This is a genomic window from Parabacteroides timonensis (genome assembly GCF_900128505.1).
GTDB lineage: Bacteria > Bacteroidota > Bacteroidia > Bacteroidales > Tannerellaceae > Parabacteroides > Parabacteroides timonensis.
In genome coordinates this window covers 1354762-1372713 of sequence record NZ_LT669941.1, presented here as the reverse complement: position 1 = coordinate 1372713, position 17952 = coordinate 1354762, and the positions used below count along the sequence as shown (strand labels likewise).

The window sequence follows — 17952 nt, the reverse complement described above, 5'->3', positions numbered from 1 at the left end:
CGAAAGCGCTGGATTCTGTCTGATTGAAATGGCAGGTCTTCTGACTTGTTTCAGTAGTAACACCTTCCCGGCCTTGAGACCAGTGGTATATGACAGTTACTACATTTCTCCTTTGCAGGAGCAAAACTTACAGCTACGGGGATAGTTCCTGATTTTCACAGGATTCCCTTTTAATCTTTCTCACTGAAATGTGATTCGGAAACCATTGTCGATAACAAAGATATGAATTAATTCAATATTGCAAGGAGGCATATATGGTTACGTTATTCATCCGTAATACATCCCAGATGGGATATTATGAGGCAGTGATTATAAAACAAGAAACCCCGGTGAAATCACTTCACCGGGGTTTTATATTTAATTAGGATATTATAAACAATATCTGAAATTATTTGTACGGTTCGCCTTTAACAGCTGCGATACCCGGCAGAACTTTGCCTTCGATAGCTTCCAGCAAAGCACCACCACCTGTAGATACATAAGATACTTCGCTTGCAATACCGAACTTGTTAACGCAAGCAACAGAGTCGCCACCACCAACAAGAGAGAATGCACCGTTCTTAGTAGCTTCAACGATAGCGTTACCTACTGCACGAGAACCGTCAGTGAAGTTTTCGAATTCGAATACGCCTGTAGGACCGTTCCAAAGGATAGTCTTAGATTTCTTGATAACGTCAGCGTAGATTTCGATAGTCTTAGGACCGATGTCAAGACCTTCCCATCCGTCAGGAATTTCGTTAACGTTAGCAAATTTAGTATTTGCGTCGTTGCTGAAAGCATCAGCGATCTTAGCGTCGACAGCCAATACCAGGTTTACACCTTTTTCTTTTGCTTTCTTCATCAGGTCGAGAGCCAGATCCAGTTTGTCATCTTCGCAGATAGAGTTACCGATCTTGCCGCCCATAGCCTTAGTGAAAGTATAAGTCATACCACCTGTTACGATCAGGTTATCTACTTTGTTCAGCAGGTTTTCGATGATTTCGATTTTAGAAGAAACTTTAGAACCACCCATGATAGCGGTAAACGGACGAGCGATGTCGTTCATTACTTTTTCTACAGCTTTTACTTCTTTTTCCATCAGGTAACCGAACATTTTGTGGTCAGCATCGAAGTAATCAGCGATCAGCGCCGTAGAAGCGTGAGCACGGTGAGCAGTACCGAATGCATCGTTTACATAGCAGTCTGCATAAGAAGCCAATCTCTTAGTGAATTCTTTCTGGCTTTCTTTTACTGCTTTTTTAGCAGCTTTCTTTTCGTCGTCTGTTGCATCTTCAGCCAAACCTCTGGGTTTACCTTCTTCTTCTGCATAGAAACGAAGGTTTTCCAGCAATAAAGCTTCGCCCGGTTGCAGAGCAGCAGCTTTAGCACCAGCTTCTTCACCAATACAGTCGTTAGCAAACTGAACTTCTACGCCCAGTAATTCAGATACACGACCCAAAATATGTTTCAGTGAAAATTTATCAGTAACGCCTTTCGGACGACCCAGGTGAGAACCTATGATTACACTGCCACCGTCTGCCAGGATCTTCTTAAGAGTAGGAAGAGCGGCACGAATACGGGTGTCGTCTGTGATGTTGAAGTTTTCGTCCAATGGAACGTTGAAGTCAACTCTTACAAATGCCTTTTTGCCGGCAAAATTGAAATTGTCAATTGATTGCATAACTCTTGTATTTAAATTTCTGTATAAAATGTCTTTCTTAGCGCTCGCAAACTTACACAAAAATATTTTATTTCAATGTTACATTTGCAGAATAATTCGGTCTGTTTAGCATACAAATGGCTTCTTTTAGGGTTGTCTATATATAATGTATAGGAAAGGTTCGTTTGTTATCGCATCCATAACAGAGCTTTAACGGATTAGGAAAGGAAATGCTTGTACGATAGTTTTTTTTTAATTCTTTTAAAAGTATCTAATACTCTCTGTCTATATATTTGCCTCCGGCTAATAAGTAATCATTTTTGTATACTCTATAAAAATCATTATGAAAATGCAAATTAACTGTTTAAACCTATTATTTGTACTGTTATTGGGGATAATCCCTTGTAGTAAAGTCCACGCTGATGATTCTGAAAAGAGCGTGATGTTGTACACTCCCTACACAAAGATAGCGGTTCCGCCGGGGGAGTCGATCGATTACAGTATTGACGTCATTAACAAAAGTGACGAAGTGAAAAATGCAACTATCTCTGTCGAGGGAATGCCTCGGGGATGGAGTTATGAAGTAAAGTCCGGGGGATATTCGATCAGCCAGCTTTCGGTCCTTCCGGATGAGAAGAAGAATTTTTCCCTGAAGGTGGAAGTGCCGGTGAAAGTGAATAAGGGAACTTATAATTTTACGGTTTCGGCTGATGGCATGGCAAAACTTCCGCTTACTATTACCGTTTCCAAGCAGGGAACTTATCAGACAGACTTCACAACTACCCAGCCAAATATGGAAGGTAATTCCAAATCTACTTTTACCTTTAATGCAACGATCAAGAATCGTACTGCGGAACAACAACTTTATGCCCTGACGGCTGAAGTGGAAAGAGGTTGGAATGTGGTGTTTAAGCCTAATTATAAGCAGGCGACATCTGCACAGGTAGAACCGAACGCGACTCAAAATATAACGATCGATGTCAATCCGCCGGCAAATGTAGCAGCAGGAACTTATAAAATCCCCGTTCATGCATCGACTGGTTCTACTTCTGCTGATCTGGAACTGGAAGTAGTCATCACCGGTTCCTATGAAATGGAATTGACGACACCGAGGGGATTGCTTAGTTCGGATATAACGGCTGGCGATACCAAGCGGATAGATCTGGTAGTAAAGAATAACGGTTCCGGTGAGTTGAAAGATGTAACATTTTCAGCAAGTAAACCGGTAGACTGGGAAGTCTCTTTCGATCCTGCCAAGGTCGTAAAACTGGGGGCAGGGCAGAGTACAAATGTGGTGGCTATCGTAAAGGCTTCCAAAAAGGCGCTTCCGGGCGATTATGTTACAAAAATGGAAGCAAAGACGCCGGAAGTTAATGCTACTGCAGATTTCCGTATCTCCGTAAAGACCCCGATGGTCTGGGGATGGGTCGGCGTATTTATTATAGTGGTAGTATTAGGTGGTGTGTATTATCTGTTCCGCAAATACGGAAGGAGGTAAGCCATGTGCCAGCATGTTATCGAACTAACCGGCTTGACAAAGAAGTACGGAGGTTTTACAGCAGTGAACGATTTGAATCTCACTGTTGAGAAAGGTGATATATTTGGTTTGCTTGGCCCTAATGGTGCGGGTAAATCAACAACTATCCTAATGATGCTCGGACTGACCGAACCTACTTCCGGGTCAGTAAAGGTCTGTGGTATAGATTCGACTACCCACCCGATAGAGGTGAAAAGGAAAGTTGGCTATTTACCCGAAGACGTAGGTTTTTATGATGATATGACCGGAATAGAGAACCTGGTTTACACGGCTCAGTTGAATGGTATTCCTAAAAGCGAAGCGATACAGAAAGCGGAACAGCTACTAGACAGGGTAGGCTTGACTAATGAAGGAAAGAAGAAAGCCGGGAAATATTCCCGGGGTATGCGTCAGCGTCTGGGACTGGCCGATGTATTGATAAAAGAGCCGGAAGTAATTATTCTGGATGAACCGACATCGGGGATAGATCCGTCCGGTGTACGCGAATTTATGGATTTAATTCATCAGTTGAGCCATGAGGACGGTTTGACGGTCTTATTCTCTTCCCATCATCTGGATCAGGTTCAGCAGGTTTGTAACCGGGTCGGGTTATTTAGCGGTGGTAAACTACTGGCTGATATTAGGCTGGCCGAGTTGCAAAAAGAAGAACATGCGCTCGAACATATTTATAATCGTTATTTCGAAGGAGGTAAAGATCATGAATAGAATATATCATCCTTTTTGGGTAATTGTAAATAAGGAAGTCGCCGACCATGTGAGAAGCTGGCGGTTTATCATTCTGATCGTCATAATTGCGTTGACTTGTATGGGGGCGTTGTACACTGCCCTTACTAATATCGGTGCTTCTATTAAACCGAATGATCCGGATAATGCATTCTTGTTTCTGAAGCTGTTTACCGTATCAGATGGGACGTTGCCCTCCTTTGTCGTATTTATCAGCTTTTTAGGGCCATTGTTAGGAATCGCCCTCGGATTTGATGCGATCAATTCGGAGCAAAACAGGGGTACGCTTAGCCGTATCCTGTCACAACCGATTCATCGGGATTATCTGATCAATGCGAAGTTTGTGGGAGCTTTGATCGTGATAGCGATTATGCTGTTCTCGTTAGGCTTTCTGGTGATGGGCTTTGGGTTGATTGCTATCGGTATTCCGCCAACGGCAGAAGAGTTTCTGAGGATGGTGTTCTTTATTATTGTTAGTATCTTCTACGTAGCCTTTTGGTTGAATTTGTCGATATTCTTTTCCATACAATTCCGTCAGGCGGCGACTTCTGCATTGGCTTGTGTGGCGATCTGGTTGTTTTTCAGTGTTTTTTATAATATGATCATTAATCTGATAGGAAAAGCACTCAGTCCTTCCGGATTTGCCAGCGATTATCAGATAATCAGTTACCAGCGCTTTATGCTTAATCTGTTACGTTTCGCACCGAGCCAGTTGTTCAGTGACGCAACGACCACATTGCTGATGCCTTCAGTCAGAAGTCTAGGGCCATTGACTATGGAACAGGTTCATGGAGCTATTCCCAGTCCGTTGCCTTTAGGACAGAGCCTGATGGTTGTCTGGCCGCAATTGACCGGGCTGATTGCGGCGACGGTTGTTTGTTTCGCTTTATCATATGTATCTTTTATGAGGAGAGAAGTTCGTTCCCGGTAATTTGATAAATTAGAAAAGGCTCTTATCCGATGTCGGGATGAGAGCCTTTCTTTATTCTGTATATCTATCTTTTGGTTATACGGCTTCCAGCTTAAAGCGCAGGCGTAATCTTCCGTCTGCATAATCATAGTTAAGCAGTTTGAACCGTCCAATTTCGGAGGTATTGCCGACGTGGGCGCCAATGCATGCACAAGTATCGTAATCTCCAACACGAACGATGCGTAGTGTATCGCTGGCATCTTCCGGTAATTTGCTGAGATCGACAATGGCACCGGCTTCCGATTTCGGGATAAAGTCGACTGTTACAGGTAGATGTTGATCTATCACTTCGTTTATCCGTCGTTCTACTTCTGCCATCATTTCAGCAGTAGGCGCTTCTGACAATTCATAATCGCACTTGCTCTTTTTTCTTTCTATATGGGCGTTCCTGGAACGGGGACAACCGAACATCCGTACCATCGTCTGGTTAAGAATATGCTCGGCCGTGTGCATAGGTGGATACTCGGCTTTGTTGTGATCGTTTAATTGAATTTCTTGTTCCATAAATAAATTGAATATCTCTGTTTTTGATTATTTATTCTGCAATATCCTTTTTCAAAAGGCTATATACATTAATATCTGTGTATTCACCGTTTATTAAAAGTTCACCGTCGCGTTCCGTTCCTTCTTGTTTGAATCCTAAGCGTTGGGGAATGGCATTGCTGGCTGTATTGCCTATGGCACATCTTATTTGAATACGATTGAATCCTTTTTCACAGAGAGCTAACAGGCATAAATGATGTACGGCCCTGGTAACAAGACCTTTTCCTCTGTATTCAGGAAGTAGCCAATAACCTATTTCCGTACGATGGTTGGCACGGTCTGAGAAATGAAAACCGATCAGTCCGCAAATACTTTTCCCTTTCTCAATCATATAGACGATATCCCGTTCTTCATACGGAACCTGTAACGAAGATGAAAGGAAGGCTTGTTCATCGCTAACACTTTTCAGGCCATCGACAAAAGGTAGCCAGGTCCGTAAGTCGTCACGATTTTTATCTATTGCATCGAAAATGATTCCGGCATCTTCGTAAATAGCTTCACGGATGGTATAACCCGGAACACCGAAAGACGAGACATGAGGATAAATACATTTCTCGAATGCTTTCCTTATATTATTGCCTCTGTAACGAACTTCTCCTGTATATTGGAATCCCAGCGAATCGATCAGGTGAAGCATATATTCATTGTCATAATTTGTGTCGACGCGAAAGTTATAGATTCCTTTCTGACGACTGACCTCTTCAGCTTCCTGCATAAAACGTTTAGCCATTCCCTGACGTTTCATTTCGTCGGCAACAGCCAAACGATGGACAATCATATAAGGTAATTCATTCGTCCATTTTCCATCGATATCCTTATAGACAGGTTCTCCGTCAAAAGAGATAACACCGTATGCAACCACTTTATTTCCTTTGCAGAAGACATAACCGTTGCCGGTCTTAATGTCTTGACTGATCGTTTCGAGAGCCGGATAGCTTTCGTCCCATTGGTGGCTGTTGAGCCGGCGCATTTGTTCTTTTGCTTGTCCGATAATAACCCAGATACGTTCGATATCTGTTTCTTCAGCTTTTCTGAATAGTAAGTCTGAAGCGATTTTCCTGTTGTCCATAGTATACTTATATTTCAGCAGATGCAAATATAATGATATATTTCGGGCAATCGGATATTTTTTGAAGAAGTAGGGGGAGGGAAGAAGGAGGATGTGCCAAAAAGACGACATCTGCGTCCGGTTTATTTATTTTGACACATCTTCCGTAGTTACTTGATCGATTAAAATTCGTAGTGGAAACCGAATGTCAGGTCTTCAGAACTCAAGCTGATACCGGATGTACTGTTGCCATATTTGTAATCATCGCGGTAACCTGCAAATCCGTATTTAGTAACGAATGTAAGGTTCTTGCATATCTCAAGAGCGATACCCGGCTTAATACCGATTTCAAAGCCGTTGACACTGTCGTTGCTTTCTTTTTTATAAGTAGAAACACCAACACCACCATCCACGAATAAACGGACAATACCTTTTTCAAAGAAAGAGAAACGTGCATAAGGAGCAAAATTGAATGCGTTAGCCTTTAACTCGCCATTCTTGAAATGAGTATAACCGATTTCTGCAGCGATAGCCCAGGTCTTGTTCAGGTTATAACCGACTTCAGGGGCGATAGTAAAATTGGTGACATCTGCGTTCTTGTCGTGAGTCAGATTGAAAGAACCACCTACATAAACCTGTGCATCAGCACTGACGATTGCCATAAATGCAACCACCAAAGTAAAAATCAACTTTTTCATCTTTGCTTGTATTTTAAACGTTAAATGTAAACGGGCGCAAAGATAAACAAAAATAAACATATGTTGTACGACATAAATATTTTATTGTTTGTCTTGCTTATTACAGAATATCCTTAACTTTGCCGCCGTAACAATTAACAAAAAAGCATTATGTCAGTTGCAAAGAGGGATTTAGATGATACAAGAAAGGTGACTACACATCGCCTGATGGAAATGAAACAACGTGGAGAAAAAATATCCATGTTGACAGCTTACGATTATTCAATGGCTAAACTGATCGATCAGGCAGGTATGGATGTTATCCTGGTCGGCGATTCTGCATCGAATGTGATGGCCGGAAATGTAACAACGCTTCCTATAACACTGGACCAAATGATTTATCATGGTAAATCTGTTATGAAAGCCGTTAATCGTGCGTTGGTAGTAGTAGACCTGCCTTTCGGTACCTATCAGGGTAATTCGAAAGAGGCTTTGGCTTCCGCTATCCGTGTCATGAAGGAAACACATGCCGATTGTATTAAACTGGAGGGAGGAAGTGAAATAAGAGAATCTATTGAACGCATCCTTTGTGCAGGTATACCTATAATGGGACATTTGGGTTTGACTCCGCAGTCTATCAATAAATTCGGTACTTATACAGTTCGTGCCCGTGAAGAAGCTGAAGCACAGAAGCTGATTGACGATGCTCACCTTTTGGAAGAGATCGGCTGTTTTGCCATCGTGTTGGAAAAGATTCCGGCAGAGTTGGCAGCACGTGTCGCTTCTGAGCTGACTATTCCTATTATCGGCATCGGTGCCGGTGGAGGTGTAGACGGCCAGGTTTTGGTTATGCATGATATGCTGGGTATCAACATGGGATTCTCTCCGCGCTTCCTTCGTAGATATGCTAATATCGGCGAAGAGATCACTCGTGCCGTACAGGCTTACATCGAGGATGTGAAGACGCAGGATTTCCCGAACGAAAAAGAGCAGTATTAATACTGATTGAACTTATAAGAAGTACGTGTTTCGTACTGTTGGTTCTGTTTTGCCACCGTGATGGCAAATGTCTGCCACTAGGATGGCAGAACATTGCCATTACGGTGGCAGGACTCTGCCATCCTAGTGGCAGAATCGTTCGCTTAGCATAAAACCTTTCCATTATTATTGATGAACATCTTATAGATCATGAAATCGCACCTTCTAATAGGAGCCGCTTCCTCGGGAAGTGGAAAGACAACATTTACACTCGGACTACTTCGGGCATTGAAGAACCGGGGAGGGGAAGTCAGACCCTTTAAGTGCGGACCGGATTATATCGATACACGCCACCATAAGATGGCCGCCGGTTCTCCTTCTGTAAATCTGGATAGTTTCATGATGTCGGAGCAACATATAAAGGAACTGTATCGGCATTATACTTCCGAAGCCGATTATGCAGTGACCGAAGGAGTGATGGGGCTTTTTGACGGATACGACGGAATGAAAGGTAGTAGTGCTGAAATAGCAGGTCTGTTGGGTATTCCGGTCATACTGATTGTCAATGCAAAGAGTACGGCTTACTCTGTCGCTCCATTATTATATGGATTCAAAAACTTCCATAAAGAACTTAATCTGGTTGGTGCGGTTTTCAATTTTGTCGCTTCGGAGAACCATTATTCTTTTCTGAAGCAAGCATGTCTCGATGCCGGGGTGGAAGCGTTGGGATATCTTCCTAAACAAGCGGATGTAGAGATTCCCAGTCGCCATTTAGGTCTATCATTGGATGAGGCATTTTGTTTCGATACGTTTGCCGATCGTGTAGCAGATTTGGTGGAAAAGCATGTCAATATAGACCGGCTTTTGGAACTGACGGCTTATCAGCCTGATGCCTCGGCCTCCCATCTTCTTACTCAATCAGGAGAAAGTACGCTGCCTTCCTTAAGAATATCGATTGCCAGGGATGCCGCTTTCAATTTTGCTTATGAAGAGAATATCCAGTTGTTGCATCGATTAGGTAAAGTTACCTTTTTCAGTCCTCTGAAAGATACGACATTGCCGGAGTCTGATTTTGTCTATTTACCCGGAGGATATCCTGAATTATATTTGTCTAAGTTGTCTTCCAACCAGTCAATGCTCCGGTCAATCCGACAATATGTGGAAGCAGGAGGGAGGCTGTTGGCGGAATGTGGCGGAATGATGTATTTATGTAATGAGATAAGATCGACAGAAGGAACTATTTACCCAATGGTTGGCCTGTTCAATCAGTCGGCCACTATGGAACAGATGAAGCTTCGCCTGGGATATCGTACCTTACATTATAAAGACTATACAATGAAAGGACATGAATTTCATTATTCCCGTGTCTTGCCCTGCGAAGAACATCTTGCATCAGTTGCTACCGCGCAAACGGCAAAAGGAGTCTCTGTCGATACTCCACTTTACAGGTATAAGAACGTGCTGGCAGGTTATACACACCTGTATTGGGGTGACAATACGAATAATAAATGGTTTATAGACTATTTGAACGGACTTATTTAGCCATAGCCTGTACTTTCAGTTCTTTGGGCATCTTCTCGATGGCATATCTTAATGAGGTACGGGGCATAGTTGCTTTTTTCGACATCACATAATCGAATACCTCTTCCTGATGAGCTTCGCTGGCAGCTTTCAGCATCCAGCCATATCCTTTTTGTACCAGATCGTCCGGGTCGTAAAGGAGAATATCTGCGATCTCGAAAATATCTTGCAGGAACATCCCTTTCCTGGCAGGAATAATCAGGGTAACGGCAGCCGCACGTTTGGTCCAGCGGTTATCCGACCGTGCCCATTCTTTCAACCGGGATATATAGTCCGGATACATTTCAAGGAATGTCCCGACCGTATGATTGCATAATGTGTCGCAGGATGCCCAATTGTTGACATACGAGTTTACCCATTTTTCAAATACGATGAAGTCTTCCAGTTGGTATTGTGTATGAATATAGTAAGACCAGTTACATGCAATGTATGATTCCTCCGAATAACCGGATTCCCACAGTGCTTCACATAAAGAAAAGATTTCGTTCTTAGGAAGTTCTTTGATCGACGTGAAAAGTTCTTTACTGATCTTGTTGACAAGAGGAACCTTTACGCCATGATACAGGATCTTTTCTTTGAAGAAGTTCTGGGCATTGTCACGAGTCTTTTCGTCTATGTTTTCAATGAGTGCCTGTTGTACTGTTTCTATGATTGTTTGCATAAGGTTGTCTTAATAATTTACTGCAAACATACATATTTTTATTATATATGCCGGTTTTATCGAAATAATCCTTATTTTCGTGAACACTAATAATTCATACCATGGTCAATACTATTTTTCTCGGTATCGCAATAGTTGCTTCAGCTATATTTCTGATACAGTTTATCATGTCTATCTTTTTCGGTGACCTGGATACAGATACGGATATCGATGCAGATCTTAGTAGTGCCGTATCATTCAAAGGTTTTACCCATTTTTGTATCGGCTTCGGTTGGTATATGTATATTGCTAAAAGTACATCCATATCGACTTTCCTGGTCGGTATACTGATCGGATTGGCATTCGTTTTCGTCTTATGGTTCCTTTATAAAAAAGCCTATCAGCTTCAGAAAGAGAATAAACCGGAGAAGACGGAAGCCCTTGTAGGTCGTGAATGTTCGATTTATGCACAAGACGGTGTTCGCTATTTCGTGCAGGTAGCTCAGAATGGAGCCTTGCGTGAGGTGGAAGTTCGTTCCCTGGAAGGAAAGAAGTATCAGACCGGAGACCGTACGATTATCTGCAAAGTAGAATCAGGAACAATTTATATACAATAACAAACTCAAGGATTAAGTTATGACACAGGAAATGTTAATTATGGTAGCCATTTTGGTAGTGGTTGTCATCCTTTCTTTTATCGGAATATTATCCCGGTATCGTAAATGTAAGAGTGATGAAGTGCTGGTAGTGTATGGTAAGACATCCGGTGAGAAATCCGCTAAACTTTATCATGGTGGTGCCGCTTTCGTTTGGCCTATCATTCAGGGGTATGAGTTCCTTTCCATGAAACCTCTTCAGATAGACTGCAAACTGACCGGAGCCTTGTCTGCCCAAAATATCCGTGTGGATGTTCCGACAACCATTACGGTGGCGATCAGTACCGACCCCGAAGTGATGCAGAATGCAGCCGAACGTCTGTTGGGGTTGCAACCGGAAGATAAACAGAATCTTATTACCGATGTTGTGTACGGTCAGATGCGTCTGGTTATCGCCGACATGACAATCGAGGAACTGAACTCCGACCGTGATAAATTCCTGTCTAAGGTACGCGACAATATCGATACGGAGCTGCGTAAATTCGGTCTTTACCTGATGAACATCAACATCAGTGATATCCGTGATGCCGCCAACTATATCGTCAACCTCGGTAAAGAAGCGGAAAGCAAGGCTTTGAACGAAGCCCAGGCAAATATCGAAGAACAGGAAAAGCTGGGTGCCATCAAGATTGCCAACCAGATTCGTGAACGTGAAACTACTGTTGCCGAGACACGCAAAGATCAGGATATTGCAATTGCTGAAACCAAGAAACAACAGGAAATTTCTGTGGCTAATGCCGATAAGGAGCGTATCGCACAGGTTGCCGTAGCCAATGCAGAAAAGGAATCGCAGGTTGCCCGTGCCGAAGCCGATAAGAATATCAATATCGAAAGAGCGAACACTGATAAGGAAAGCCGCGTGGCAGAATTAAATTCCGATATGGAAATCAAGAAAGCCGATGCCGGAAGAAAAGCTGCCGTAGGACGAAACGAAGCAAACAAGGAAGTGGCGAAGTCGGATGCCGAACTTGCCGTAACTCAGGCGGAAGCCAATAAACAGGCCGGTGAAGCAGCAGCCAAATCGGAAGCCTCTGTACAGGCTGCCCGCGAAATTGCACAACGTGAGGTAGAAGAAGCGAAAGCCAAAAAGGTAGAATCTGCCCTGAAAGCACAAAAGATCGTGCCGGCCGAGATTGCCCGTCAGGAAGCGATCCTGCAAGCTGAAGCGGTTGCCGAAAAGATGATCCGTGAAGCTGAAGCGAAAGCAAAGGCAACATTGGCACAGGCCGAAGCCGAAGCTCGTGCGATTCAGATGAAACTGGAAGCCGAAGCCGAAGGTAAAAAGAAATCGTTGCTTGCCGAAGCCGATGGTTTCAAGGCGATGGTTGAGGCTGCCGAATCGAATCCGGCTATCGCTATCCAGTATAAGATGGTGGATCAGTGGAAAGAAATAGCTGGTGAGCAGGTGAAAGCATTCGAACATATGCAGCTGGGTGATATTACTGTCTTTGACGGTGGTCAGGGTACAACCGGTAATTTCCTGAATCAGTTAGTTAAAACAGTGGCTCCGAGTCTGGGCGTATTGGATAAATTGCCTATCGGTGATACTGTAAAAGGAATCATCCATCCGGAAGAAAAAGAAGAAAAGAAAGATACAACGAAGAAGTAAGATGAAAATTTATACCAGAGGAGGAGATAAAGGCCGTACCGGTATCCACGGCGGCGAACGGGTAGACAAAGATGATATTCGTATCGAAGCGAACGGTACACTCGATGAAGTAAATGCACAAATCGGTATTGTGCGGGCTTTATTGCCTCCTGAACATGAATGGCAGGATGTCTTGGGTAAGATACAACGGGAACTGATGGTGGTTATGTCGCATGTAGCGACCCCGTCGGCTATCCGTGATAAGAATCCGAACAGTCTTTCGGAAGACCTGGTGTCTTTCTGCGAACAGCAGATCGATACCCTGACCGCGCAGATGGAAGATAACGGATTTTTCATCCTTCCGGGAGGAACATTGATCTCCGCCCATCTGCAACTGGCCCGTACGATTGTCCGTCGTGCTGAACGTCGTTTGTGGACGTTGAACAGGCAAGATCCCGTTGAAGAGATTATCCTTCAATTTACCAATCGCTTGTCCGATCTACTCTTTACGATGGCACGGTACGAGATGTTCCGCCAGGATCATACCGAGGAGCGATGGCAATCCTTTTTGTATAAGAGAAAAAAATAAGGTTGTGACGAAAGTCGAGATTAAGGAACGCAGACTCTGCGCTTGTCTGCGTCGTCTGTGTTCCCTAATAATGTTTTGATTTATATTGCAACGTCCTGCCAACTACCTTTTACCAGCTCGCGGGTAGTCTTGAAACCGAGTTCTTTCAGTATATTAAATGCTTCTTCGCGTCCGTCATTTACCAGATCGGGATAATGGCAGTCTGAATTGACCATTACCGGTATATTCATCTCTTTCAACAGGCCGATATATTCTTTGCGTGGGAATATTTGTTGCTTTTTTACCAGATTCTTGGTATTGACTTCAACCATTAATCCTTTTTGAGCTATCAGGTCGAGGGTTGCTCTGAATGGAGCCTGGTACCAATCCGCATCAAAAGAGAAATCCTTGCATTTGTGTCCGTTCATATAGATCTTGTCCATATGTCCCACGATGTCGAAACCACCGGCTTCGATCATTTTTAATGTAGAGTCGAAATAGCGGGCAACCAGTTTGCTGATGTCACCTTCGAAATAACGGTCTACCGAATCTTTGTAATCGGAAAAAGGCCCGTCTATACATACCATATTGTCTTCACTCAGATGTTCCGATAAAGGCAGGAAATGAATGGAGCCGATTCGATAATCTAACGGTAGTTCCTGAAAATAGGCGATGGAAGGATTATAAGTCTCATCCAGGTAATCGATTTCCAGGGATGTATATATTTCCAGCCGGTCTGCATATTTCTCTTTCAACCGGCTTATCTCCGCCAGATATTCAGGCATATCATCTTTTGACATATTCCAGAAAGTTTCGAAGGGCAGGGGAGAGTGTGAGGAAAAACCGTACGCCCGGAATCCATGCGATATAGCGAACTTTACAAAATCTTCAGGAGTACTACGCCCATCACAGAATGTGCAATGACTGTGATAATTACTAAGTTGCATATAAATATTATATTGTCAATTGTTTTCGGTATGCAAAGATATGAAATCTTTCCATCTTATCGAAGTGGCTCCCCATAATAAATAGGGCTATTGCGGAACGCTTAAAATTTACGTCGTACAGACAGTTTTTGATGAACATATTGGCAATTGCAGTTGTTTATTAATTGAGTGATTGTTAAACAAGTGATAAATAAAAAATAGATATGAACAGGCGCGAAAGATTGGAACTGGAGATATCCAATATCCAGACGAAAATAGACAACCCTCCAAAGGAGACACCGTCCCATATCCTGAAATCATGGAAAAAGGACCTGGTAAGTCTGGAGTTTGAATTGAATAATCTCGTAGATGGCGAGGAAGATAATAATTATTAAAGGTTAATGGTTTGTTTTGAAAGAGAAGAAGCGGTAACAAATATGTTCCGCTTCTCTTTTATTTATAGAAAAATGTTCATTTATTTAATCACATTCAGTTCTTTACCAACCTTGATAAATGCAGCGATCGCCTTGTCCAGATGTTCTTTTTCATGTCCGGCTGACAGTTGAACACGGATACGTGCCTGTTCTTTCGGAACTACCGGATAATAGAATCCAGTTACATAGATTCCTTCTTCCTGCATCTTGGCAGCGAAATCCTGAGATAATTTAGCATCGTACAACATAACTGCGCAGATAGCAGACTGAGTCGGTTTGATATCGAAGCCGGCAGCCAGCATCTTATCGCGGAAATAAGCCACGTTACCCATCAACTTGGTATGCAGTGCATCGCTTTCTTTCAGCATCTTGAACATTTCCAGACTAGCTCCGACAATAGCAGGTGCTACCGAGTTAGAGAACAGATAAGGACGTGAGCGCTGGCGAAGCATGTCGATAATTTCTTTTTTACCTGTAGTGAAACCACCCATTGCACCACCGAATGCTTTTCCTAACGTACCTGTAAAGATATCTACTTTGCCATATACATTATATTGTTCTGCCACACCGTGGCCAGTCGGACCGACAACACCCGCAGAGTGAGATTCGTCAACCATTACCAGTGCATCATATTTTTCTGCCAATTCGCAGATCTTATCCATCGGAGCAACATTGCCGTCCATAGAGAACACGCCGTCTGTTGCAATGATGCGGTGACGTTGAGCCTGAGCTTCCTGCAGACAACGTTCCAGATCAGCCATATCGGCATTTGCATAACGATAACGTTTTGCTTTACACAAACGTACACCGTCGATGATAGAAGCGTGGTTCAGTGAGTCGGAGATGATAGCATCTTCTTCGCCGAACAACGGTTCGAACAAACCACCGTTTGCGTCGAAACAAGCGGCATACAGAATAGTATCTTCCGTTTTGAAATAATCGGAAATAGCAGCTTCCAATTGTTTGTGCAAATCCTGAGTTCCGCAGATGAAACGAACGGACGACATTCCGTATCCGTGAGTATCCATAGCATCTTTTGCAGCTTTGATCAGACGTTGGTTGTCTGACAGACCAAGGTAATTGTTGGCACAGAAGTTTAAAACATCACTTCCGGCATTTACTTTAATGTCGGCTCTTTGAGGCGTAGTAATAATACGCTCATTTTTGTACAATCCGGCAGCTTTAATATTTGCCAGTTCCTGTGTAAGGAATTCTTTCAGTTTACCGTACATAACATTGTTTTTTGTTAGTATTTTTGAATCAAGTAGACGAAATTGTTTATAGTTGATGCAGACAAGTTACAGTTTGAAGCTTTTTATTAATGTAAGCTGCCAACTGTTAATAGTCAACTGTCAACTGATGAAGCAAAGGTCATATTTTTTTTTGAATTTTGGTATTAAAAAACACAAGAAAATAATGCAGGAACAATTTTATTCTCTATACCTTTGCCGCGGAAAAAACTTAAAAAGACAATAAAACGCAATGAAGAATGTATTAATTATTGGTTCTACCGGTCAGATCGGCTCAGAGTTAACCATGGAGTTGAGAAAACGTTATGATGGCGACATCGTGGCAGGTTATATTTCCGGTGCAGAACCTAAAGGAGAGCTGCTGGAATCGGGACCTTCTGCTATTGTTGACATAACAAATGAACAGCAGATTGCTGAGACAGTTTCTAAATATAAGATCGATACGATTTATAACCTGGCAGCTTTACTTTCGGCGGTAGCAGAAGCAAAACCCCAGTTAGCGTGGAAGATCGGCATGGGTGGTTTGTTCAATGTGTTGGAAGTAGCACGTGAGATGCATTGTGCTGTATTTACTCCGAGCTCAATCGGTGTATTTGGTAACAATACTCCGAAAGACAAAACTCCGCAGGATACAATTCGCAACCCGCGTACAATGTACGGTGTAACAAAAGTTTCCGGCGAGTTGCTGAGCGATTATTATAATATTCGTTTCGGTGTCGATACCCGTTCGGTTCGTTTCCCGGGATTGATTTCTTATGTAACTCCTCCGGGTGGTGGTACGACTGACTATGCTGTTGATATTTATTATTCTGCAGTCAAAGGCGAGAAGTTCGTATGTCCGATCGCTGCCGGAACATTCATGGATATGATGTATATGCCGGATGCATTGCATGCAGCTATCCAGATCATGGAAGCTGATCCCACTCGTTTGGTACACCGTAATTCATTCAATATTGCTTCTATGAGCTTCGATCCGGAAATTATTGCAAGTAACATTCGTAAATATATTCCTGACTTCCAGATGGAATATAATGTGGATCCGTTGCGTCAGGCAATTGCTGAGTCATGGCCTAACTCACTGGACGATACTTGTGCTCGTACAGAGTGGGATTGGAAACCGACTTATGATCTGGATACGATGACCCGTGATATGATTACAAAGCTGAAAGAGCGTTTCGATAAATAATAAATATAAGAGGCTTGGTGATGAGAGGGGATGTCCGGTTTCGGGTATCCCCTTCATTTTTTGTGTAACGAATAAGAAAGTTTCTAATAATGAATGGCTGTTTTCGCATGTTTTAGAATATGTTTTAGGTAAATAATGTTAATGGAATGCATTTTTCTTGCAAATGTTATGCTGTATAACATAAAAGCACTAAATTTGCACTGTGTTTTTCATGGTATTAGATTTAAGGTTAACAATGAAGATTGGCTGTCCGTGATGGATAGCCTTTTTTTTGCTCCATACTTATTACTTATTACTTAATACTTCTCATAATGTTTCGTACCTGATACATTTTCTCATTCTCACTTTTTATTCTTACTTTTGTCTCACTAAACATGTTGTTCAATTGGGAATAAAATATGTTGATGAAAGATTCGACAAAAGAAAATAATCTTCTTTCTTTCAAGCGTTACTATGAGGCAAATGTATCATCTCTGATGTTTTTTGCCCAACGTTTTGTATCCTCTGCGATAGCCGAAGATATCATACAGGATGTCTTTCTGGAAGTGTGGGACAATCTAGATACCTATAAAGAGATGCCTTCCTGTTCTTATTTGTTTATGGCTGTGCGGAACAGATGCCTGAATATTCTCAGGCGGGAACAGGTAAAGGATAATTATATACAGTCGATCGAATTGGAAAACCGTATATTAGGCCTTGATTATTATGAATCTTATGAGAAAAAAATTATTGACAAAGAAGACATACAACATATTTACAATCAAATAGAAGAATTGCCGGAAAAATGTCGGCAAATCTTTAAGATGGCTTATTTTGAAGAAAAGAGAAACGCTGAGATAGCGGAAATTCTGAATATCTCTATTCGTACAGTAGAACATCAATTATACTTAGGTTTGAAAACATTACGTAGCCGATTGACGGCAGATGGGAAAAAAAGTTTGTTTTTTTTGTTTTTCTTTTAAGTAAATTCTCGCAGCATCTTGTCTTATCTATAGAATGACACTTAAA

General features: G+C 42.4%; 18 protein-coding genes and 1 riboswitch. Of the genes, 11 read left to right on the top strand and 7 right to left on the bottom strand.

Going from position 1 to position 17952, the window contains the following annotated elements:
* Window positions 1–13: 13 nt before the first annotated feature.
* A riboswitch (cobalamin riboswitch) is annotated at window positions 14–223 on the bottom strand.
* Between the two features lie 165 nt (window positions 224–388).
* Window positions 389–1660: a phosphoglycerate kinase gene (locus BQ7394_RS13245; protein WP_075557873.1), complete on the bottom strand. Its 1272-nt coding sequence runs from the start codon at window positions 1658–1660 to the stop codon at window positions 389–391.
* A gap of 322 nt (window positions 1661–1982) precedes the next feature.
* Here BQ7394_RS13245 and BQ7394_RS13240 point away from each other — a divergent pair, with 322 nt between their 5' ends.
* Genes BQ7394_RS13240 through BQ7394_RS13230 form a run of 3 tightly spaced genes read left to right on the top strand, consistent with a single transcriptional unit; the run spans window position 1983 to window position 4830 of the window.
* Window positions 1983–3137, top strand: a complete 1155-nt coding sequence (locus tag BQ7394_RS13240; protein WP_075557872.1) for a COG1470 family protein — start codon at window positions 1983–1985, stop codon at window positions 3135–3137.
* A 3-nt stretch (window positions 3138–3140) separates the two neighbouring features.
* Window positions 3141–3881: an ABC transporter ATP-binding protein gene (locus tag BQ7394_RS13235; RefSeq protein ID WP_075557871.1), complete on the top strand. Its 741-nt coding sequence runs from the start codon at window positions 3141–3143 to the stop codon at window positions 3879–3881.
* Window positions 3874–4830, top strand: a complete 957-nt coding sequence (locus BQ7394_RS13230; RefSeq protein ID WP_075557870.1) for an ABC transporter permease — start codon at window positions 3874–3876, stop codon at window positions 4828–4830. Before BQ7394_RS13235 ends, BQ7394_RS13230 begins: the two co-directional genes overlap by 8 nt.
* A gap of 75 nt (window positions 4831–4905) precedes the next feature.
* Here BQ7394_RS13230 and BQ7394_RS13225 read toward each other — a convergent pair whose 3' ends face one another.
* From BQ7394_RS13225 to BQ7394_RS13215, 3 genes are all read right to left on the bottom strand, one after another.
* The gene (locus BQ7394_RS13225; RefSeq protein WP_075557869.1) at window positions 4906–5373 is read right to left on the bottom strand and encodes an alanyl-tRNA editing protein; all 468 of its coding nucleotides are present in this window, start codon (window positions 5371–5373) and stop codon (window positions 4906–4908) included.
* Window positions 5374–5404: 31 nt separating this feature from the next.
* The gene (locus BQ7394_RS13220) at window positions 5405–6481 is read right to left on the bottom strand and encodes a GNAT family N-acetyltransferase (RefSeq protein WP_075560017.1); all 1077 of its coding nucleotides are present in this window, start codon (window positions 6479–6481) and stop codon (window positions 5405–5407) included.
* A 161-nt stretch (window positions 6482–6642) separates the two neighbouring features.
* Window positions 6643–7158: an outer membrane beta-barrel protein gene (locus BQ7394_RS13215; protein WP_075560016.1), complete on the bottom strand. Its 516-nt coding sequence runs from the start codon at window positions 7156–7158 to the stop codon at window positions 6643–6645.
* Between the two features lie 150 nt (window positions 7159–7308).
* On the opposite strand from BQ7394_RS13215, the gene panB reads away from it, so the two are divergent.
* Both panB and BQ7394_RS13205 read left to right on the top strand, forming a co-directional pair.
* Entirely contained in the window at window positions 7309–8136 is an 828-nt protein-coding gene (gene panB, locus BQ7394_RS13210) for a 3-methyl-2-oxobutanoate hydroxymethyltransferase (RefSeq protein WP_075557868.1), read from the top strand.
* A 189-nt stretch (window positions 8137–8325) separates the two neighbouring features.
* A complete protein-coding gene (locus BQ7394_RS13205; protein ID WP_075557867.1) occupies window positions 8326–9657 on the top strand; it encodes a cobyrinic acid a,c-diamide synthase CobB in 1332 nt (443 codons plus the stop codon).
* Here BQ7394_RS13205 and BQ7394_RS13200 read toward each other — a convergent pair.
* Window positions 9650–10357, bottom strand: coding sequence for a DNA alkylation repair protein (locus BQ7394_RS13200; RefSeq protein WP_075557866.1), 708 nt, complete (start codon window positions 10355–10357; stop codon window positions 9650–9652). The two genes, BQ7394_RS13205 and BQ7394_RS13200, sit on opposite strands and share 8 nt — an antisense overlap.
* Window positions 10358–10458: 101 nt before the next feature.
* On the opposite strand from BQ7394_RS13200, the gene BQ7394_RS13195 reads away from it, so the two are divergent.
* From BQ7394_RS13195 to BQ7394_RS13185, 3 genes are read left to right on the top strand one after another with little or no spacing between them, the layout of a single operon-like run.
* Window positions 10459–10953 (top strand): hypothetical protein, encoded by a 495-nt coding sequence (locus BQ7394_RS13195; RefSeq protein WP_075557865.1) that lies wholly within the window; start codon window positions 10459–10461, stop codon window positions 10951–10953.
* A 19-nt stretch (window positions 10954–10972) separates the two neighbouring features.
* A complete protein-coding gene (locus tag BQ7394_RS13190; protein ID WP_075557864.1) occupies window positions 10973–12601 on the top strand; it encodes a flotillin family protein in 1629 nt (542 codons plus the stop codon).
* A gap of 1 nt (window position 12602) precedes the next feature.
* Window positions 12603–13169 carry a cob(I)yrinic acid a,c-diamide adenosyltransferase gene (locus BQ7394_RS13185; protein WP_075557863.1) on the top strand — a complete coding sequence of 189 codons (567 nt, stop codon included), beginning with the start codon at window positions 12603–12605 and terminating at the stop codon, window positions 13167–13169.
* A gap of 80 nt (window positions 13170–13249) precedes the next feature.
* Here BQ7394_RS13185 and BQ7394_RS13180 read toward each other — a convergent pair whose 3' ends face one another.
* A complete protein-coding gene (locus tag BQ7394_RS13180) occupies window positions 13250–14095 on the bottom strand; it encodes a histidinol-phosphatase (RefSeq protein WP_075557862.1) in 846 nt (281 codons plus the stop codon).
* 203 nt (window positions 14096–14298) lie between these two features.
* Here BQ7394_RS13180 and BQ7394_RS25990 point away from each other — a divergent pair, with 203 nt between their 5' ends.
* A complete protein-coding gene (locus tag BQ7394_RS25990) occupies window positions 14299–14469 on the top strand; it encodes a hypothetical protein (RefSeq protein WP_165359877.1) in 171 nt (56 codons plus the stop codon).
* Window positions 14470–14549: 80 nt separating this feature from the next.
* Here BQ7394_RS25990 and kbl read toward each other — a convergent pair whose 3' ends face one another.
* The gene (gene kbl, locus BQ7394_RS13175; protein ID WP_075557861.1) at window positions 14550–15740 is read right to left on the bottom strand and encodes a glycine C-acetyltransferase; all 1191 of its coding nucleotides are present in this window, start codon (window positions 15738–15740) and stop codon (window positions 14550–14552) included.
* Between the two features lie 250 nt (window positions 15741–15990).
* On the opposite strand from kbl, the gene BQ7394_RS13170 reads away from it, so the two are divergent.
* Window positions 15991–16944 carry an NAD-dependent epimerase/dehydratase family protein gene (locus BQ7394_RS13170; RefSeq protein ID WP_075557860.1) on the top strand — a complete coding sequence of 318 codons (954 nt, stop codon included), beginning with the start codon at window positions 15991–15993 and terminating at the stop codon, window positions 16942–16944.
* Window positions 16945–17348: 404 nt separating this feature from the next.
* Window positions 17349–17906 (top strand): RNA polymerase sigma-70 factor, encoded by a 558-nt coding sequence (locus BQ7394_RS13165; RefSeq protein WP_161951796.1) that lies wholly within the window; start codon window positions 17349–17351, stop codon window positions 17904–17906.
* Window positions 17907–17952: the final 46 nt, after the last annotated feature.